This window comes from Bacteroides graminisolvens (assembly GCF_963666085.1).
GTDB lineage: Bacteria > Bacteroidota > Bacteroidia > Bacteroidales > Bacteroidaceae > Bacteroides > Bacteroides graminisolvens.
The window spans coordinates 3,398,885-3,419,947 of sequence record NZ_OY762556.1 but is presented as its reverse complement, the minus strand read 5'-3'; the positions used below and the strand labels follow the sequence as shown (position 1 = coordinate 3,419,947).

Annotated in this window: 16 protein-coding genes and 1 pseudogene; 5 read left to right on the top strand and 12 right to left on the bottom strand. The window is 43.7% G+C overall.

Going from position 1 to position 21,063, the window contains the following annotated elements; translation table 11 throughout:
* Nucleotides 1-18: 18 nt before the first annotated feature.
* The 12 genes and pseudogenes from ACKPCE_RS14345 to ACKPCE_RS14290 form a co-directional block, all read right to left on the bottom strand.
* Entirely contained in the window at nucleotides 19-441 is a 423-nt protein-coding gene (locus ACKPCE_RS14345; protein WP_319505683.1) for a PG0215 family putative anti-sigma factor, read from the bottom strand.
* Complete coding sequence (locus ACKPCE_RS14340; RefSeq protein ID WP_319505682.1) at nucleotides 438-944, bottom strand: GFO_1088 family ECF-type sigma factor; 507 nt, start codon at nucleotides 942-944, stop codon at nucleotides 438-440. The genes ACKPCE_RS14345 and ACKPCE_RS14340 overlap by 4 nt, the downstream gene beginning before the upstream one ends.
* A gap of 168 nt (nucleotides 945-1,112) precedes the next feature.
* Entirely contained in the window at nucleotides 1,113-2,099 is a 987-nt protein-coding gene (locus ACKPCE_RS14335; RefSeq protein ID WP_319505681.1) for a Gfo/Idh/MocA family protein, read from the bottom strand.
* Nucleotides 2,100-2,170: 71 nt separating this feature from the next.
* Nucleotides 2,171-3,001: a transporter substrate-binding domain-containing protein gene (locus tag ACKPCE_RS14330; protein ID WP_319505680.1), complete on the bottom strand. Its 831-nt coding sequence runs from the start codon at nucleotides 2,999-3,001 to the stop codon at nucleotides 2,171-2,173.
* Nucleotides 2,994-5,009, bottom strand: a complete 2,016-nt coding sequence (locus tag ACKPCE_RS14325; RefSeq protein ID WP_319505679.1) for a putative porin — start codon at nucleotides 5,007-5,009, stop codon at nucleotides 2,994-2,996. Before ACKPCE_RS14325 ends, ACKPCE_RS14330 begins: the two co-directional genes overlap by 8 nt.
* 148 nt (nucleotides 5,010-5,157) lie before the next feature.
* Nucleotides 5,158-5,700 (bottom strand): 2-oxoacid:ferredoxin oxidoreductase subunit gamma family protein, encoded by a 543-nt coding sequence (locus ACKPCE_RS14320; RefSeq protein WP_024996723.1) that lies wholly within the window; start codon nucleotides 5,698-5,700, stop codon nucleotides 5,158-5,160.
* A 26-nt stretch (nucleotides 5,701-5,726) separates the two neighbouring features.
* Nucleotides 5,727-6,491, bottom strand: coding sequence for a thiamine pyrophosphate-dependent enzyme (locus ACKPCE_RS14315; RefSeq protein ID WP_319505678.1), 765 nt, complete (start codon nucleotides 6,489-6,491; stop codon nucleotides 5,727-5,729).
* 83 nt (nucleotides 6,492-6,574) lie between these two features.
* Entirely contained in the window at nucleotides 6,575-6,745 is a 171-nt protein-coding gene (locus ACKPCE_RS14310) for a hypothetical protein (RefSeq protein WP_148297729.1), read from the bottom strand.
* A gap of 8 nt (nucleotides 6,746-6,753) precedes the next feature.
* Nucleotides 6,754-7,833 carry a 3-methyl-2-oxobutanoate dehydrogenase subunit VorB gene (locus tag ACKPCE_RS14305; protein WP_024996721.1) on the bottom strand — a complete coding sequence of 360 codons (1,080 nt, stop codon included), beginning with the start codon at nucleotides 7,831-7,833 and terminating at the stop codon, nucleotides 6,754-6,756.
* A 10-nt stretch (nucleotides 7,834-7,843) separates the two neighbouring features.
* Nucleotides 7,844-8,071, bottom strand: coding sequence for a 4Fe-4S dicluster domain-containing protein (locus ACKPCE_RS14300; RefSeq protein WP_081698286.1), 228 nt, complete (start codon nucleotides 8,069-8,071; stop codon nucleotides 7,844-7,846).
* Nucleotides 8,072-8,076: 5 nt separating this feature from the next.
* Nucleotides 8,077-8,365 (bottom strand): annotated as a pseudogene (locus tag ACKPCE_RS14295) (tetratricopeptide repeat protein).
* 166 nt (nucleotides 8,366-8,531) lie between these two features.
* Nucleotides 8,532-9,941 (bottom strand): glycoside hydrolase family 28 protein, encoded by a 1,410-nt coding sequence (locus ACKPCE_RS14290; RefSeq protein WP_407655010.1) that lies wholly within the window; start codon nucleotides 9,939-9,941, stop codon nucleotides 8,532-8,534.
* 775 nt (nucleotides 9,942-10,716) lie between these two features.
* Here ACKPCE_RS14290 and ACKPCE_RS14285 point away from each other — a divergent pair.
* From ACKPCE_RS14285 to ACKPCE_RS14265, 5 genes are all read left to right on the top strand, one after another.
* On the top strand, nucleotides 10,717-12,900 hold the full coding sequence (locus ACKPCE_RS14285) for a LamG-like jellyroll fold domain-containing protein (protein WP_319505677.1): 2,184 nt from the start codon (nucleotides 10,717-10,719) through the stop codon (nucleotides 12,898-12,900).
* A gap of 74 nt (nucleotides 12,901-12,974) precedes the next feature.
* Nucleotides 12,975-16,058: a SusC/RagA family TonB-linked outer membrane protein gene (locus ACKPCE_RS14280; protein WP_319505988.1), complete on the top strand. Its 3,084-nt coding sequence runs from the start codon at nucleotides 12,975-12,977 to the stop codon at nucleotides 16,056-16,058.
* Nucleotides 16,059-16,063: 5 nt separating this feature from the next.
* A complete protein-coding gene (locus ACKPCE_RS14275) occupies nucleotides 16,064-17,440 on the top strand; it encodes a RagB/SusD family nutrient uptake outer membrane protein (protein WP_319505676.1) in 1,377 nt (458 codons plus the stop codon).
* Nucleotides 17,434-17,829: a RagB/SusD family nutrient uptake outer membrane protein gene (locus ACKPCE_RS14270; protein WP_319505675.1), complete on the top strand. Its 396-nt coding sequence runs from the start codon at nucleotides 17,434-17,436 to the stop codon at nucleotides 17,827-17,829. Before ACKPCE_RS14275 ends, ACKPCE_RS14270 begins: the two co-directional genes overlap by 7 nt.
* Nucleotides 17,830-17,847: 18 nt before the next feature.
* Nucleotides 17,848-21,057 (top strand): SusC/RagA family TonB-linked outer membrane protein, encoded by a 3,210-nt coding sequence (locus ACKPCE_RS14265; protein WP_319505674.1) that lies wholly within the window; start codon nucleotides 17,848-17,850, stop codon nucleotides 21,055-21,057.
* Nucleotides 21,058-21,063: the final 6 nt, after the last annotated feature.

Sequence of the window (21,063 nt, the reverse complement as noted above, 5' to 3'; positions counted from 1 at the left end):
TTTATAATCAGATTTTCATTATTCATTAAATAAGCTGGCAAAAACTTCGTCCTCACTAATTGCTACATCCTGAAAAGCAGCTTGTGCCTCTTCTTTTGCCAATTGAGCATCGGTATATCTCTTCCCGTCAATAATAACATAGCAATCTGTGTTATTGCTGTAATACTTATACATTCCTGCCATGGTTATTGCCAGCAGCAGACCTGCTGCTATGCCACTTGCCACATACCAACCATGCTTTTTGGTTTTGCGAACAGAAAGGGTGGTTGGTTTATTGTTCTTATTTTGCTCAATTTCCTGCTCAAAATAGGCAAACAAGGGACGATAAACTTTCAAGTGATCAGGAATCGGCTCTTCAGCGAAGAAACGTCTCAGGTAACGTTCCTCTTCAGAGGTTGTCGCTCCTTCAAAATACTTGTTTATAAGACTATCTATATTCATGTTTCACTCATTTTAATTTTCAGATAAATATCCCTCACTTTTTTTCTGGCTCTGGAAAGATTGCTGCGAATAGATTCCGAACTGCATCCGGTAATTTGCGCAATTTCTTCTGTCTCATACTCTTCAATATCTTTCATCCGGATAATCGTTTGCTGCAAAGTGGGTAATGAACTTATGATTTCGCGCATCAGGCGTATCTCATCATTGCCTTCTAAGACTCGTTCCGGATTCACGGTTTGACTGACTACCGGCACCTGATCCAGTGAAATTTGATCTGTTCTCTTGCTTCTCCACATGTCCATGCATAAGTTGTGGGTAATGCGAACAGCCAATGCTTCAATGCTATTGTACTCTTCCAGTTTTTGCCGTATGTTCCACAGTTTCAACATCACCTCCTGCACAACATCCTCAGCGTCTGAGGAGTCGTCGGTCAGCTTGCGTGCATAGTTCAGTAACTTGCCCCTGAGCGGTACTACGGTTATTTTAAACTGATTGAGTTCCATTTATATAGATAAGACGCACGAGTTGGCGAAACGTGACATGGGAAACTACTTTTTTTAAAAAGAAACGCTGCAATGTGCGTGTAGCCAATAAAAGGAGGCTAACAGGCAGATTGCAGCGTTGTATTAGGTGCTTTCTATCAAAAGAAATGTAGCTGTGCTATTGTCTTTTTATAATTTTCCGAGGATTTTATCCATCACCCAGTTTGTTGTGGTGGCGCTTTCGCCATCGCAAGTGCAGATTGATTTCCCTAAAAGATGGTCGACTACTGCCTGAATAAGCGGTTGCTGAACATGCTCGGGGTTGGGAACCACAATTTCTTCGCGTCCGTTAACCGTGTGCAGTGCAATGGGGTCATACGTAAAAGTAGAAAAACAAATCATTCCTTTATCGCCTATGATCTCAATACGGTCTTCTTTGGCCGACTCATGAGCCACAAAACACCACGAACCGGAACCTACGAGACCGGAATCAAACTGGAAGCAGGCACTCAGCGTATCTTCTGCCGGGTATAACCCTCCACGGTTGCTTTTGTAACCGTTGGCTTCGAGTATACAGCCAAAAATATCCTGAAGCAAATCGAGCTGGTGAGGAGCTAAGTCGTAGAAATATCCGCCACCCGAAATATCGGGTTGTACGCGCCAAGGTAAATTGTTCTTGTTATAATCTAAATCATACGGAGGCTGGGCAAAACGAATTTGTATGTTAATCACATTACCGATTACCTGATTTTGCACCAACTCCTTAACCTTCATGAAGTACGGCATGTAGCGCCTGTAGTAGGCCACAAAACAAGGAACGCCCGTTTCTTGCGAGATGCGGTTTATGCGTGTGCACTCCTCGTATGTAACTGCCATAGGCTTTTCAACATACACCGGTTTGCCGGCTTTCATAGCCATGATGGCATAGGTAGCATGTGAAGAAGGAGGGGTGGCTATGTAAACGGCATTTACATCCGGATCTTCTATCAGCGACAAGGCATCATCATACCATTTGGGAATGTTTCTTTTCTCGGCATAAGCTTGCGCTTTGGCACCATCACGACTCATGACGGCAACAACTTCAGAACCTTCAATCTTCTTAAAAGCCGGGCCGCTTTTTTGTTCGGTTACGTTACCGCAACCTATAAAGCCCCATTTTATTACTTTATTGCTCATATTCATGTCTTTATTACCTCTTTGCAAATATATACAAAAATATCCAATTCGGGGCATAGTGACAGGCGAAGCTAGTCCTTTTTGTAGTAACTGCGATAGATTCGTTTGAAATCTTTGGTTTTCATGAAACTCTTTATCCAGTTATTCAGGCTATCGCGCAAGGCAGGTGATTGTTTGCTTACCGCCCAGGAATTGAATTGATTGAAACTGATGCCCGTACTAATGTCTATTTGGGGAAACGAGTCGACGGAGGCGCGTGCTATATCTTCATCGCATACGGCATAATCAATGTCACCGTGTTCAACCATCGCCAGAAGTTGTTCCGTTCCGTATTTATCAACCTCTTTGATGTAAATAGTATCTCCAATTTCGTTGCCCAAGTTTTTGATGCGCATCACTGCCGGCGAGCCTTTAATGAGGTGCAGGGTTTTGCCGGCAAGACCCAGCTGACTGGTTATTGCCACTTTGCCATCGGCCAGTTTGCGTTGCACCAAGACTTGTTTGCTGAGGCTGATGGGAGCAGTGAATAAGAGCGAATCTTTAAACTCACTGGTTGTTTGTATGCCGTAGGCTATTACATCAAAGGTTCCATTGGCCAGGCCTTGCAAACGCTTTTCGAAACTCATTTCGGGAATAATTTCAGCTTTCAACCCCTTACTACGCGCAAAAGCCTGAATTAACTCGTAGTTAAAACCGGCCATGCTATCACCTGTTGCAAAGTAGCTCACAGAATTATATTCCGTTGCAACACGGATAACTCCTTCGGCACTGATGGCAGCATAGTCACGCGGTTGTGGATGAGGCGACTTATCCCTAAACCAGAAAAAGGAGATGAGACTGCATACCAAACCTAGCAGGAGGTATTTTATCCATTTTGTTTGGGTTAAGCTTAATTTAATCATAGAAGTTCCATGATAATCCCAGTTTCAACATACGCGGGTTAATGGGGTAGTGCGGAGACAGGAATGAATTGGCATTACTCATCATACCCTGATTAACATGATACATCATCACGAAAAAGCGCGTGCGCTTTAACTGTAGATTGGCATATACATTCACAATGGGATAACCGCCTATGTCCACCTGATCATCATCGGCTTGCAAATGATATTGCTGAATGGCAGGCGTGTAAGCCGGTGCTTTATACTTGCTGAAGTACCTTACGTCTGCTCCCAATTGTACGCTTAATACTTTTTTGGCTAACTTTGTTTCGATGTACAAGTTGTGGTACAATGACAATTGCGGCAGAGGCAGAATCTTTTCGTTGCTAGTTTTCTGCCATGTTACTTCGTTGTCAAGATGTAAAATACCCAATTTGAAATCTTGGTTTAATGTAGCCGAAATTACCTGAATGTTTTCGCCTGCTTGTGTCGGCAATGCGTTTTGATTGAGGTAAGTATAGTTTTTAATGTTTTCAACACCCGCTTTCAGATTGGTCTTCCATCTTTGAATGTTTAACTCTCCTTCCACCCTGGAACGGAATTCTTTATCGAACTCATTGTCCCAATAGAAATGGTTGGAGTGATAGTGGCGCAGATAGAACGCAGGCAGTGTGTTACTGATAGCTGCCCGAGCGATGAAACTTACCGTATCCTTCCATAAGCGGAAGTTCAAATCTAAATCTCCCTTTAGTTTAAACTGCCCAATGGCCTTTTCAAGCATACCTGCTTCGCCGTTGATGGTATAGTGCAGCACGTTGCCCTGTCTTTTTGAAAGCTGTCCACCGATGAAGACTTCCTGTTCGTTGTACTTATCAACTGTTGCCGAATCGGAGTTCATTAAATTGTACCGGTTGTATTTATGCGAAATGTAAGCGGTGAGTCCGGCTTTCGCATATTTGTTGAAGCCTTCCATCAGCTCGATGCCAAAGGTGTTTTTGATGCCGAAGTAAGTGGTTGAGTCGTTGCTTACCAAACTTCCCGTATTAATATAAGTATTGGAGTAATAATCTTCGGGCTCGGAGTTTGCTCTGAATCGATGAGACGCTCTTTCAACCTTCATGGTATGTATGAAACTGGTAACGGGAACATAACGATCTACCGTATCGTTCTCCACTCCGCTGGCCTTTTTCGTAAATCCCAGGTTGTATCGGTGTGTAAGGAAAACATAGAATTTCTTATTGCGATTCCACGTTTCCTCCAGATTGGTAGGAATGCTGCTTGCTTCGTACTCCTTTTTACCTTCAGCCATTTCTTCGGGGGCGGTAATGTACCTGTCGTCTGTTATACCTCCGTTCTCGGCCATTTTCATGTAATAGTTATTGTATACCAAGTGTGCCTGATACCTGTCACCAATGTAACTGCCGAAGAGGCCGCCGTTGAAGAGCGAAGTCGATTGACTATTATATAATCCTCGTCCGTAAAGGTAGTCAATGTTGAATCCGAAAGCCAACCGTTTATTGACATTGACTGAGAAATATGATTTGAAGCGTTCTTCACCGTCAATTTTACTACCTGCCTTGTAATAGGTCAGATTGGTGTAGGGAACGTTGCTGTTTGTGAACTTAAAATCCCACGGGTTCTGGTAGAAACTAGAGAAAGGATCTATGAACATAGACTCTGACGCTTGCGGCCGCTCAAAGAAAAGACGTGATAAACGGGGGGCACCTAAGTTTCCTAAATAGTTATAATGGCCTTTCACTCCCTCAACCAGATTGGTGTTTTGAAAGTGATGAAACAGTGTGTCTACCTGAACGGGCAATACAGTACCCAGTTCTTCACTCACATTCCACATGTACAGCTTGGGCGGAACACTTTGTATTTCCACATTCGAACTGTCTTTTTGCGTGCGCATGGCCGGATCAATCTGATTGCCGTATTGGTCAAACTGAGAGTTCTGGTCGGTTTGAGCTTGCAAATGGGTATGCGCTAGTATACCGATTAATATGTATGTAAACAGGAATCTTTTCATAATTAGCGGCAAATATACAATAAAAAATAATTTGTCAGCAGAAAAGCGAAGCGTATTAACTTCAATTATCGCTTTGATGCAGGGCTGCAAACAATAGCGCCCGGACTTTTAAAAGCCGGGCGCAATGAGAACAGCAGATACCTGCCTTTTATTGTTCACGAATGAGCTCCATTCCTTTTAGAATAGCTGCTTCATTCATTGGTATCAGGTGATGATGACGTTCGGGTAATGTTTTCTTTAGTCCCTTTAGCACATTGGCTATGGTCACAACCGGACGAATTTTCAATAAGCCTCCCAATACGATCATATTAAATGCTTTGGCGTTGTTCATTTCATTGGCAGCATCCATTGCATCAATACGGTAAACCTTGATGTCTTTGCGAGTGGGAGGGTGGATAATTCCGTATCCGTCATAGATAATGATTCCTCCGGGTTTCACGCGACTCTCAAACTTCTCGAGTGAAGGTTGGTTCAATATAATAGCCGTATCGTATTTACTTAAAATGGGCGAAGATATTTTCTCATCGCTTACAATGACGGTAACATTGGCTGTTCCGCCACGTTGCTCGGGTCCGTAAGCCGGCATCCAGGTAACTTCTTTGTCTTCCATTAAACCAGAATAGGCCAGAATTTTACCCATCGACAATACTCCCTGACCGCCAAAACCTGCTATAATTATTTCTTCTTTCATTTGGATATTCTTTTAGCTGAAATTGGTTATTTGTCTTTAATATCTCCCAATGGGTAGAAGGGGAACATGTTCTCTTCCATCCAAGTGTTGGCATCGGCAGGAGTCATCTTCCAACCGGCGTTACAGGTTGATACAATCTCTACCAGATTAGATCCTTTTCCTTCCATGGAGTTCTCGAACGCTTTGCGGATAGCCTTTTTGGCTTTGCGTATAGCGGCAACTGTGTGAACGGCCTGACGGGTTACGTAGGCTGTGCCTTCCAATTGAGCAGCTACTTCGGTTATTTTAATAGGATAACCGTGAATCTCGGGATTACGTCCTTCGGGGCAAGTAGCCGTTTTCATTCCCAACAAAGTTGTGGGAGCCATTTGTCCGCCGGTCATACCGTAAATACCGTTATTGATAAAGATAATGGTAATATTGTCACCTCTGTTCAGCGCGTGGATGGTTTCGGCTGTACCGATACAAGCCAAGTCACCGTCGCCCTGATAAGTGAAAACCAATCGGGCCGGCCATAAACGTTTGATGGCAGTTGCTAATGCAGGCGCACGTCCGTGAGCAGCTTCTTGCCAGTCTATGTCCAGATAGTTATAGATGAAGACGGCGCAACCTACCGGTGAAATACCAATGGCTTTGTCTTCCATACCCATTTCCTGAATGACTTCAGCAATCAGCTTGTGAACCACACCGTGGCTACAGCCCGGGCAGTAGTGCATGGCATTGTCATTCATCAGTTCCGGTTTCTTGTAAACCAGATTTTGGGGATTAATTATTTGTTCTCTTGTTAACATAATGCTTCGATTTATGAAAGCGTTTCTCTTATGAGCAACCGTTTTTCCGTATACACGGCAAGAAACAGTTGCCCTTCAGCGCTTTACCTGTTAGTGAATCGTATGAAAAACTCCATGATCTTAACGAAGATTGCTGCAGCACAAACATAAATAAACGTTTTCTTATCGTCAACGGCGAAGTACACAATGATAGCAATCAGTGTACCTATCATGAAAAGAATGTTCAGGATGTTTCTTATTTTCTGCGGATCCATCTTATTTGTTATTTAATGAGTTGTTCTTTTAATGCTGCAACTATTTCGTCGGGATCGGGAACAATACCACCTAAACGGCCGAAGTGTTCAACTTTTACCCTACCGTTAACGGCCAAACGAATGTCCTCAACCATTTGTCCGGCATTCAATTCCAGCGAAAGCATACCTTTCACCTTATCAGCATAGGCTGCGATAGCCTTTGTTGGGAACGGCCACAAAGTAATGGGGCGAAGGATACCCACTTTGATACCTTCTTCGCGTGCAATTTCCATTGCTTTTTGTCCGATACGAGCCATTGATCCGAAAGCGATGATGAGATATTCGGCATCTTCGCAATGAATTTCTTCGTAGCGTACCTCATTTTCTTCAATCTGTTTGTATTTAGCCTGGAAACGAAGGTTGTTCTGTTCCATGGCATCGGGTTGAAGTTCCAGTGAGGTAATGATGTTGGGTTTACGTCCCGATTTACCGGTAGTAGCCCATGGGCAACGAGCAATAACCTCTTCGTCTGTGAGGCGTTTCTTTTGTGGTGGCAACACCACTTTCTCCATCATTTGCCCTATCACTCCGTCGGCTAGCATCATCACCGGGTTGCGGTATTTAAAGGCCAGATCAAAAGATAGTGCTACAAAGTCGGCCATTTCCTGCACAGATGCAGGAGCCAGCGCAATGAGACGATAGTCGCCATGTCCGCCACCCTTCACTGTTTGAAAGTAATCGGCCTGGCTAGGCTGAATGGTTCCCAGTCCGGGACCACCGCGCATTACATTTACAATAAGACACGGAAGCTCTGCTCCCGCAATGTATGATATACCTTCTTGTTTAAGACTGATGCCCGGGCTTGATGATGAAGTCATCACCATTTTACCGCTTCCTGCACCGCCGTAAACCATATTAATAGCTGCAATTTCACTTTCGGCTTGTAACACTACCATGCCGGTTGTTTCCCAAGGACGCAACTCGGCCAGCGTTTCCAATACTTCCGACTGTGGTGTTATGGGGTAACCGAAATAACCATCGCATCCGCAGCGAACTGCCGCATGAGAAATGGCTTCGTTTCCCTTCATTAATACAACTTCTTCTTCCATATTCTTCTTATTAATCGCATTTAACTTTATAAACCGTGATACAACCATCCGGACAAACGGTAGCACATGCGCTACATCCGATGCAAGTATCTTCTACGTATTCGCGGGCATAATTATACCCTTTTGCATTCACCTCTTTGGCGAGTGATATTACTTTTACCGGGCAAGCCACCACACACAAACTACAGCCTTTACAGCGTTCGTTGTCGACAACTATTGCTCCTCTAAATTTTGCCATAATCTCTATATTACGTTTATTTGATTATATATAGTCTTGATTGAAGAAGTTCATTATGTCCATTGCCATTTTACGGGCCTCTGTGGCCGGACTTTGGGGATTGAGGTCGATGGCGGACTGATAATGATTGAGGGCAGTTGCCCAGTCACCGCGTTTGCGGTAAGCATTGCCCAGTAGATAATAGGCTTCATCTTTTCGTTCAGAGTCAGTTTGAATATAACTCTCGAGTTGTAGAATTGCACTATCTATATTGCCTTGATTGATAAGCTCTTTTATGCTATTTATTGGGTCCATATTTCAAAAATATACGGATTAACGAGAGGCAAAGATAGTTTTTATTTAGACATGACGGTTATGTTTACTGTGAAAAATCGGAAAATAGGAAAAATAAAAATCGAATTAATGACAGATATTTTGTCTATCTGTCATCAATTCGACCTTGCTATGACTGTATGCAGACCTATTCGCTTACAAGTCTGCCATTAATGTATAAGTTTTTAAAGGTAACGTCTTTAGCACTTTTTATATCATTTCCATCTTTTGCAACATTATTAAAGTGAGAGTCCTCTACACTTATGTTGTTTACAAGCGACGGATCTTCCAATCCGATGATCAGAACGCCCAGCTGACTCTTCTGACAAGTCACGTTTTTGAGGTGCACGTTGCGCACAGTTGGAGTAAATCCGCGCTGACAGTTCTCACGGTTTTCGTATTGCAGATTAATGCGCAACACAGCTTCGCGGCACTGCCCAACGGTAACATTGCGCACAAATACATTCTCAATAACACCTCCGCGGCAAGTACTTGTTTTGATACGAATTACACGATCAAGTTCCGGACTGTCCATCTCGCAGTTCTCAACGAACAGGTTGCGGTAACCGCCTGATATTTCGCTTCCTATGACCACACCGCCGTGACCGTTTTTCATTTTGCAGCCCCTTACGATGATATTTTCACTGGGAATGTTCCATTTGCGGCCGTCGTTGTTTCTTCCCGACTTGATGGCAATGCAGTCGTCGCCCGTATCGAAAACACAGTTTTCAATCAGTACATTTTTGCATGACTCGGGGTCGCAACCATCGCCATTGGGGCCGCGGTTGAAGATATTCACACCCCGTACAATTAAACTTTCGCAGAACAGAGGGTGGATTACCCAGAAAGGAGAGTTCAACAAGGTTACATCTTCAATGAGAACCGTGTTGCACGAATATAAATTGATCAGCTGCGGACGCATCCCGTCTTCGGGAGTCATGATTCGTTTGTAGATTGGTGTGTTGGTTTCGCCGTACATCAGCAAACGCTCGCGACCACCGTTGCGCTGAGCCACCATGCCTTCTTTCCAGCCGTATCGGGGAGCACCGCACATGGGCCACCAAGCCTCCTTAGAGCCTTGCCCGTCGATGGTACCTTTTCCGGTGATGGCAATATTGGTTTCGCCATAAGCATAGATAAGAGGACGTGCATTATAACAATCTATTCCTTCCCAACGGGTGATAACTCCGGGGAAATATAAACTCTGATCGGTCGAAAACTTAAGCGTTGCACCTTCGGACACGTGAAGATTCACGTTACTCTTTAATGTGATGGGGCCTGTGAAAAAAGTCCCTTTGGGCACCACTACGGTACCGCCACCCGCCAAGCTGCAAGCAGTAATGGCTTGATTGATGGCTTCGTGGCAAGGTTCGGCTTCATTGTGGGGCTTTGCTCCGAAATCGGTAATGTAAAAAGTACGCTTAGCGAATGACGTGCGCTTAATTTGTTTTTCAATCTTGGCACTCTCTTTAAAGGCTTTATCGAAATCGATATTACTTGCCCGGGCGCACAAAGCGACCAAAAGTAAGGTAAAGACTCCAATGGCTTGTTTCATCATGGTTCTTGTTTTTTAAAAGATGGTTACTAGTTTTTCATGCTACAAAAATAAGACTTAAAAAGGAGCACAAAGTTTAGTTTTTGGTGGAAAAGGTGCAATTATTGACGTTATTCTCTTTCCCGGTACTCTATTTCAAGTTTTAGAAGCTATTAATAAAGTAGACGAGGCAAGCAAAATAATGAATCAAATGCTTGACTTTGGTTATATAATGTATTATCTTTGTCAGCATAATCCTATAGTACATTCAATTTATTATAGGCGCAAAGGCAGGAGCTTAAACTCCTGCCTTTTTTCGTTTTGTACGGTTCCTTTTTTCATTCGGACGGTTGCTTATTGCCATTTGCACGGTAGCAAAAGGTCCGCGAGAAACCGTCTCACAGCCAAGAGACGGTTTCTCATGACCCAAGAGACGGTTTCTCTTTTCAAATTGCTCGTTATCTTTTTCAAATTGGCCGTTATGTTTTTCAAAAAGTTGGTTATGTTTTGCCCAACTCCTCCCGATGCCTGTTCGAAGTTCCTCAATTAGTTAATAATACATAAACTTGCTCTTGACAAGAATCCACTGAAAAGTGTGGCGTAGTAAAGCTATTTCGTCAAAACAGCCCGACGGGTGTTCTGCCCCGTGAAGCTTATGTTTTGGGCATTATTCCCTTATTAATTGTATTATATACACTTTTATCCACTAAGAAAAGACTTTTGTCCACCTGCTACTCTGAGCCGTCATCTATCTTTGCCATACAAAAGAAAAATCTAATTAACCTTTAAAATTAGTATTATGAAGACAAGAAAATGGCCGTCACTTCTATTGGCGGTATTTACAGTTCTTTCATTCGGTGCCTGTGACGACTGGGGACAAATGGATCCTGCGGCAGGAAATCAAATTTATCCGAAACTTGAGTTAAAAGGAGAATACAAGTTTGAAGAAGAACTTTCTCCTGAAGAAGTAACTTTGTCGGCCTACGATGGAGGAGAAGTTCCCCGAATTGTGACCGACGAGTTCAAAGGAAAAGTGCTTAATCTCAATGGAGGTTATGCTCGTTTCCATAATCCTTTGTACAATGTAAAGGTGCAAACGGGAGTATCTGTTACCATGTGGGTGAAAACAGCAGCCGACAATCTGGAAGGCGCCATCTTTTCATTTGCCAATGAAGATAATTCGGAGCGCATCTTTTTCACTCCGAACGCTTGGTTACACCGCGACAGTCTGAACGTTTCCGGTGAAGTGAATAAACCCACCCAAGCCTCAACGCCACCCTTCACTGCCGATGAATGGCACTACATGGCACTCATTATCACCAACCAAGGTTATACCTTATATATTGATGGCGAAAAAAGCAGTGAGGAAGTTGCTTCAACCGAAGCTGCTTCCTTTAACTATCCGAGTCTGGTGCAAGCATTTCCACGCTTGCCATACCTGTATTTGGGTTACGGATCGCCTGTGCAACCCAAAGCCATGCGTGTTGACGATGTGAGAGTGTACCGAAACGTCATCACTGATAAAGAAATTGCCGTGCCTGCCGTAAGCGGAGGAGAAGAATATCGCTTCCCGCCAAGAGGAACTGTTGGCTATTACACACTCGACAATACATTTGCCAACAATCTCAATGCGGCACAAAGTGGCGAATTAATAACCGTTGAAACGCAAGCTACCCCATCGGCATTTGAACAAGACGCTGACAGAGGAACCGTTTGGCATCAGCAAGAAGGATGGACCGGCAATGCAAACGGTTGGGCATACACCCGTTTCGACAATCCGCTCAAAGGGAAGACCTTAGAAGACGGACTAAGTGTTTCTTTGTGGATTAACCCGCCCACGTTGAATTGGTGGGATCAGATCTTTGTACTGAACGACGGAACCACTAAATTCTGGTTCAATGCCATCGGTTACCTTGGTTACAACGGAGCCGGCGGCTGGTTTGACTGTCAGAATAACAATGCCGATAATGCACTGACGGCAGGCAAATGGACTTTTGTAACCATCAATATTTCGACCGACGGGTTTGAAGTTTACTACGACGGAAAACTGAAGTTTGATAAAGACAACAACGGAGCGTTTGCCTCGGGCGACTTTACAGGTTACAATAATGTTTTGAACTTTTTCACTTCTGCCAGCAACTTCTACCTGGGATACGAAACATGGTGGAAAGCAGCCCCTGCATTGGTTGACGATATGTTCTTTGTAACAAGACCTTTGACAGAGAAAGAAATCCTGAATCTGTATGCCGATACTAAAAAAGCATCGGGCGGAATCCCCGTTAGTCCTGCCTATGCACCGTCTTTGGCCGGCTACTATCCGTTGAACAACTCTTATGCAAATGCGGTGAATGCAGCGCAGGGAGGTGAACTTATTACCGTAGAGGCACAGGCTACTCCGTCGGCTTTTGAGCAAGACGCAGTCAGGGGTACCGTTTGGCATCAGCAAGAAGGATGGACCGGCAATGCAAACGGATGGGCATACACCCGTTTCGACAATCCGCTCAAAGGGAAGAATATGACCGAAGGTCTCAGTGTCAGCATGTGGCTAAACCCGCCTACCTTGAATTGGTGGGATCAGATATTTGTTGTGAACGACGGAACAACCAAACTTTGGTTTAACGCCATCGGTTACCTGGGCTATAATGGAGCCGGCGGATGGTTTGATTGTCAGAATAATAATGCCGATAATGCGCTGACAGCAGGCGTCTGGACATTGGTGACCCTAAACTTTATGCCCGACAAGTTTGAAGTGTATTATAATGGTGTGCTGAAGTTTGACAATGAAAACAATGCAGCGTTTGCTTCGGGCGACTTTACAGGATACAACAACATATTGAACCTGTTTAATACGGCCAGCAATTTTTATTTCGGTTACGAAACTTGGTGGAAAGCCGCACCGGCATTGATTGACGATGTATATCTATGCGCCAGTCCGCTGACGGCCTCACAAGCAGCAGCCCTCTATAATGCGACAAAAAAATAACCTTGTTATTTCCATAAAATAAAGATAATATGAAAGATAGACAAATGAATTCCAAATCATCCGGGAGCGTATTAATGCTCCTGAGATGGCTGTCGGTGTTCCTGATGTTGCTGGCCGGACAAACTCTGTGGGCACAACAGCGGCAAGTGACGGGTATCGTGAAAGATCAGACAGGTGAACCCATAATAGGTGCCAGTGTATTAGAGAAAGGTAGTACCAATGGTGTGATTACCGACTTGGACGGTAACTTCAAGCTCACAGTAAGCAATGCCGTGAAGGCTGTTCTGCAAATCTCTTATGTTGGCTATAAAACACAAGAAATATCAGTGAACGGGAAGACTTTACTGGAGGTCGTCTTGAAAGAAGATACGGAGTTGCTGGATGAAGTAGTTGTTGTGGGTTACGGTGCCCAAAAGAAAGAAAGTGTGGTAGGAGCTATCTCGCAGGTTTCGAGTAAGGAACTTCTGGCTTCTCCCGCAGCCAATGTCTCTCAAGCGATTGCCGGAAAGATTCCGGGTGTTATTACAACACAGACATCGGGTGCACCGGGACAAGATGATACGAAGATTAATATTCGCGGAAGGGCTACCTTTGCCGGCGACGGTTCTCCACTTATTTTGGTGGACGGTGTGGAGCGTACCTTTTCGCAGATTGCTCCCGATGACATTGAAACTATTTCAGTCTTGAAAGATGCTTCGGCAACAGCCGTTTACGGTGTGCGCGGTGCCAATGGCGTTATGCTTATTACCACCAAACGTGGTCGTGATCAGAAACCCGAAGTAAACCTCACGGCCAACTGGCAAATTCAAAGTCCCACACGCAGCGACACGTACCTTGACTCTTATCAATCTGTCGTATTGCTGGAAGAGGCTTTGAAGAACGATGGATTACCTTCTCAATTCTCGGCTAACGACATTGAAATGTATCGTAAATCGGCTGCCGGAGAGTTAAGTGGTTTGGACGCCATGCTTTATCCGAACGTGGATTGGTACGACGAAGTTTTGAAAAAATCGGCCCCTGCGCAACGTTACAACGTTAGTGTTCGCGGAGGAACTAAGCGCATGCGGTACTATGCTTCTGCCGAACTTTATGATCAGAAAGGTTTGATCAAAGAACTGAGCCAGGATATGTATGGAAACTCCTCTAGTCCCAGTTATCGGAGATACGCTTTCCGCGCTAACATGGACTTGTTTCTGACAAAGGATCTCACGTTCTCTGTCAATTTTGGAACTCGCTTTGAAGAGCGTCGCGGGTCTAATACAAGTGAAAGCAGTACGTACAGTCAGACTTTCTATGAGCTGAATCACACTCCCGGCTGGCTTTTCCCCGTATCTTACGAGGTACAGAATGGAGAAAGCACCAAGACTTTATACGGAGGTAGTTCACAATATCAAAGCAATATCGTTGCAGCGTTAGCCAAAGGAGGATATTATCGTGCTACCAATACCATCAACGAAACCAACTTTGTTTTGGATTATAAAATGGACTGGTTGACCAAGGGATTGAGTGCGAAAGGTATGGTTTCGTTCGACTATGACTCTTATTATAAGAAGATGTTCAAAGCCGACTTTGCTACGTATGAATTAAATGATCGTGATAACTACGAGTCAATGGATGCTTATAATCAGTTTAATTCAGATGGCGAACTGGCGTATAGTAAGGAAAACAGTACTACTTACAAACTTTATATGGAAGCGCAGGTTAACTACGCACGCCAGTTTGGAAAACATGATGTAACGGCTATGGTATTGTATAATCAGAATGATTACCGTTACAATTCAGAGTTAGCCAAGCGTTACCAAGGATTGGTAGGACGTGTTACTTACGGCTACGATGACAGATATTTGGCCGAGTTTAATGCCGGTTACAACGGTTCTGAAAACTTCCTTCAAGGCAAACGCTTTGGCTTTTTCCCCGCTGTATCTGTAGGATGGCGCATAAGCAATGAAGAATTTATGGCCGGTACGGCTCAATGGCTCAATAACCTGAAGATACGCGCCAGCTACGGTGAGGTAGGTAATGACATCTACACGGTGAACGGTACGGCTCAACGATTTTTGTATGAAGAAAAATGGTCTCAGGTTAGTAATGCTTATTATTTTGGCAGTTCAGGTAAAACCGGAATCTACGAATCTCAGTATCCCAACCTCGGGGTAACTTGGGAACGGGCTCACAAGTATAACGTCGGACTTGAGTTTGGCTTATGGAATGGGTTGCTGAATGGTAACATTGATGTGTTTTATGAAAAGCGTAATGACATCCTGACTTCCTATCTTACCCGCCCGCAATGGGTTGGTGTGGCATTGGCGGCCGGCAACTTAGGCGAGACAAAAAACAGTGGTTACGAAATAGAATTGAAGCATAATAATCGCATCAATGAAGATCTGAGCTACAACGTTGGATTAACGTATTCGCACGCACGCAATGAAATTATCAGCATGGATGAACCCGAACTGAAGACTGCTTATCGCAAGCGCGAGGGTAATCCTATCAGTCAGTATTTCGGACTGATTGCCGAGGGCTTTGTTACGCAGGCTGATTTAGATAATCCTGATTTCCCTGTATCTACGTTTGGTACCGTAAAGGTGGGCGACCTTAAATATAAGGATGCAAACGGTGATGGTTTCATTGACGATCGCGATGAAAGTCGTATAGGATATAGTGATATTCCCGAAAATACGTACGCATTGTCTTTGGGTGTTAACTATAAAGGATGGGGATTCAGCGTGATGTTCCAAGGTGTGGATCACGTAAGTCGTTACTACGATGCCGAAGCGATGTATGCTTTCGTTAGTGGCGGTAAGGTGAAAGAACATCATTTGGAACGCTGGAATCCTGCGCAGAGCGAAGCTTACAATCTGCAACATGCCAACTATCCGTTGTTGCACTACGACAATTACGGTGATCACAATCAGCGTACAAACTCTTTCTTCTTGAAGAACGGATCATTTATTCGTCTGAAAAACATAGAGTTAAGCTATACTCTGCCCGAGAATTGGTCTAAGGTGGCCGGCATGAGCAATTGTCGTCTTTACGTGAATGCGAACAACTTAATTACTTGGGATCATTTAAACAACTTAACCGATCCTGAAAGTAATGGTTCAAATCGTTACCCTATTATGAAAACAGTGAACTTTGGTGTAAACATTAAATTCTGACACACATGAAGAAAACAATATTATACAGCTTGCTTGCACTAACCATTTCTACAAGTGTTCTTACTTCATGCGAAGATGCATTTGGTAGTTTCTTGGACAAGCAGCCCAGTAACGAATTAACCGAGGAACAGGTCTTCGGTGATTGGAGCTTGATGGAACAATTCCACTTTGACACGTATAACTTCCTGCGTCACGGAGCATGTCGCATTAACAATTCTTGGCTGGATGCGGCTACTGATTTAGCCGAAACCAGTTATGCAACTGGTGGTGTGCGTAGTACTTTTAATATCGGTAATTATTACGGATCGGCCGGTGCTGCCGAACTGACTGATACTTGGGAACATTACTATCGCGGCATCCGCAAATGCAACATGATCATTAATCGCATAGAAAGTGTGCCCAAAAGTGCCGACTTAAGTAATGATAAGTACTTGCAGGACAAAACAAACTATACTTCTGAAGCTCGCTTCTTGCGCGCATGGTTTTACTGGGAGTTGTTTTTGCGTTACGGTCCGGTACCCATTGTTACCGAAGTACTTGATCCGGATGGTGATTTGCTGAGCGGATATACCGACCGGCCAACGGTGAAGGAATATGTAGTCGATTTCTTATTGAAGGAACTGAGTGAATGTGAAAGTGGCTTGCTTACTTATCAAGATGCGTGGAATGCAACTTATGCAGGTCGCATTGGTCAGCCAATGGCACGGGCACTTGCTTCACGCATTAAGTTGTACATGGCCAGTCCCTGGTATAGTGCTGAGAGTGGAATAACCTGGCAGGAAGCGGCAGATGCTGCGAAGAGTTTTATGGATACTTATGGTTCTAAGTTTGCTCTTTTTACAGAGGAAACAACAGATGGCATTTTGCCATATAATAATGCGTTGCTTCGTACAACCTATTTGGACAGCAACAAAGAAATTATATTCTTCAGAAATGATGTAGCAGTAGGATGGAGTGCCATACAAAATGACACGCCGGTGGGCGAAGGTGGTAAAGGAGGTCTTTGTCCCTCGCAGAACTTAGTCGACATGTACGACATGATTGACGGTTCTTCGCCCTTCACTACTTATGACGCCACGGGTGCACCGGTTTACAACAACGGTCAACCTACCATTAACATAGGCAGTGGATATAGTGATGCTACTATGTGGACAGGTCGCGATAAGCGATTGGAGGCTACTGTTCTTTATCACGGTACGGAATGGGGCAACGGAACAATCAATGTGATCAAAGGACAACGCGACAATCCGGTGGGTAATGCAAATGCTACGCCTACGGGTTATTATGTTCGCAAATACATTCCGGAAGCTATTTTAGGTTCGGTACATACCGGTACTTCACGTCGTTTGTGGACTTCATTCGTTACGCTGAAATTATGCTGAACTATGCAGAGGCGCTGAATGAAGTGCAAGGACCCTCTACAGAGGTTTATAATATGCTCGACCAGATTCGTCGGCGTTCGGGAATTACCGGTTCGGTGGCCAATCGTAGCGACTTGACCAGTTCAAAAGAAGCCATGCGAAACTTCATTCACAAAGAACGTACGGTTGAGCTTGCTTTCGAGGAACATCGTGCTTGGGATGTGCGTCGCTGGAGCGTAGCTGTTGAGGCTCTTTCTCGTCCCATTTACGGTATTGATGTAGCGACCAATGGGGCTATTAGCCGTAAAACGGCACAAGGACGTGTCTTTGAAAATAAGATGTACCTCTATCCAATACCCGAAGGTGAGGTATGGAAGACTAACATTGAGAATAACCCGGATTGGAAATAATTCTTAAATTGAATAATTATGAGTAACATAAAATATAGTATAAGAAAATGCACAGCATCAGGCAGGTTTCTGTTGCTTCTAGGCTTTCTCTGGTTGCAAACAATTGCCCTTGCACAGAACGAGCAAGTATTGAAAGGGCGGATTGTAGACAGCAAAGGAGCTCCTATTGCCGGTGCTGTAGTCAATGTAGCCGAACAAAGTCGTATTGCCCTGTCAGACAAAGATGGTTATTTTATTCTCAAGAATGTGAAGTCTCAGGATGAGATATGCGTGAGTAGTGTAGGCTATTTAAATGCTACGGCAAATGCCGATTTCAATGAAGGCTTTCAGATTGTATTGGCGGAAGACTTGGATGAATACCTGCATACCATGCCGGTTCCTTTTGGACGCAAGGCGAAAAAGCTAATGACTGAAGCTACGTCTGTAGTGACTGGGCAAGAATTACAAAAACATCCTGTTACCATTTTACAAAATGCATTTACAGCTACCGTTAACGGTATGGAAACTTACGAATGGAGTAGTGAGCCGGGTTGGAGTGAAACTGCCATGTACATTCGTGGTATACGTACCATGAATCAGAATGCGCGTGCTCCGCTTATCATTGTGGATAATGTAGAGCGAGATCTCTCTTTTCTCGATGCTTTTCCGATTGAGAACATTACTGTATTGAAAGATGCTGCGTCTACCGCTATTTACGGAATGAGAGGGGCCAATGGTGCTATACTTGTAACGACTAAGCGTGGGCAGGCTGGTAAAACCAATATTGACTTTACTCAGGAAATTGGTTATCAAATGCTGAGCAACAAAATGGAATTGCAGAATTCCTATAATATGGCATTGACTCGTAACCAAGTGCGTTACCTGAGTGGAAGTGATCCGATGTATACGGATGAACAGATTGAAAAGTATCGTCGGGTAAGTAATGGTGAAACATTAGAGGGCGTTGATCGCTATAGATACTTCGATACGAATTGGTTTGAACAGTTGTATAGGGATGCAGCTCCCATGTACAAAACGAATATGCAGATAAGCGGTGGTAATAACCGGGCTCGTTATTACGTGTCTTTCTCTTATCTGCGACAAGAAGGTATGTGGAACGAGAAAGGAACCGGTTGGAACAAGAACTTTGATACGCAGCACATGCTGAATCGATGGAATTTGCGTTCTAACATTGATATTGATGTGACGAAGTTTTTAAATGTATCATTAGATTTAGGTGGACGTATTGATAACATCAATCAGCCTACACAGAGTGTGTTCGATTTAACAACGTTCGGAGCAGTGGAGGCTAACCCGATGGAACCGGTTTATTGTCCCAACGGTGAACTGTATGCTAGTAGTACAGCCAACAACCCCTTACGCTATTTGGCGGCTAGTGGACAAGAGAAAAACCGTCGACGTAATTTGTATAGTACATTGAGTGTGAACGGAGACCTCAGTAGTTTATTGAAAGGATTGAAGGTGAATGCTACCGTAAGTTTCGACTCTTACGAAACATTTGAATCTACTCAGCGCAATGCTATCAATACGTATAATTACGACTATACCAATGCGAATGTTACTGATCCGTCCGAATTTACGTATACGAAGTATACTTCATATTCGGCATTGACTAATCCATCGGCCAATCAGCGTGAGTATTACTATCATTTGAACTTTAATGGAGGATTGAATTATAGCAATAAATTTGGTAAACATGCGGTCGATGCACGTGCTTTTATTCGCACTTACCAGAATGTGGTAAGCGGAAGTACATCGTCGGAACGTACGCTTTCATGGAACGGACAAGCAATGTATGCTTACGATAATAAGTATATCTTCTCCGGGAACATAAGTAGAATGGCTAGTGATAACTTTGCTCCGGAAGAACGTTGGGGCACTTTTTACGGTACATCACTCGGTTGGGTTGCTTCTGAGGAGTCATGGTTGAAAAACAAAAATATAGATTTGTTGAAGCTACGTGCTTCTTATGGCCGTGCCGGACAGTCGAGCACAGGTGCCGGAAGGTATCCTTATCAGGGTACTTACTCTAGTGGAACTGGTTATAGCTTTGGTTATTCGCAAAGCAATATCGGAGGTTACTACGAGAGCAAAGCAGGCAATAGTAACAATAAATGGGAAATATCCGATATGTTGAATATTGGGGTGGACTTTGATTTCTGGGGTAAGAAACTTTACGGTGCGGTAGATGTGTTTAAAGAGTGGCGTTCGGGCATCTTAGTAACACGCTCCACTATTCCTTCGATTATTGGAGTTTCAGTAAGTTCTGATTCTTACGGAAAAGCAGAGAGTAAGGGACTTGAAGTGACTTTAGGCCATCGTGGTAAGATAGGTAAGGTAAACTATTACTTAGAAGGTTTACTAACTTACAATACGAATAAGATAACTGAAATGGATGAAACGGAGCCCAATGTGGAATGGCAACGTAAAACGGGCCGTCGAATTTATGATGGTACGGAAGTAGCTGCCTTATACGAGAGTTCGTTTAATAACACAGTGGGCGGATGGAATATTTATAAGTTCGTGCAATGGGCGAACGATCCAGATAAAGTAGCTACCAGTCAGCAAGATGCAATTGATCATCCCGAGAAATATCCGTATCATTCAGCATCTAACGGTAAGCAGACATTAGGTACGGCTGTTTTCAAGGATTTGAACGGTGACCGACAAATTGATTCTAACGACATGTTACCTGATAGCTATACCATTATTCCCGAAATTATACCGGCATTGAATATCGGTTTGGAATGGAATGGTTTTGATGTACGTGCTGTATTTAATGCTTATCTGAATCGTAGTGTTTTTCTTTCACCTGCTATCAGCTTTAGTGGCTGGAGTAACATGGGAACACACGAAGTAACGAAGGCATGGGGATATTATACTGATAATCCCGCTGATCCGCGTAACATAAACGCAACTTATCCACGTCCGCTTTACGGTGGCTTTAATGCCATAGACTCAGATCGTGCTACAGGTACATACAAGAATGATATTTGGGTTAGAAATGGCAATTATCTGTCTTTACGTAATGTGGAGATTGGTTATTCGTTGCCCAAAGAACTTATTGCCAAAATTAGCATGACGAAGTGCCGATTTTACTTTAGCGGATATAATTTATATAACTGGAGTGATCTTCCGGATGACGTAGATCCTGAAAAACCGATGAGTTATTGTTGGTGGTATCCCAAGACCCGTTCGTTTACATTTGGTGTAAACATCGGATTTTAATGTTGT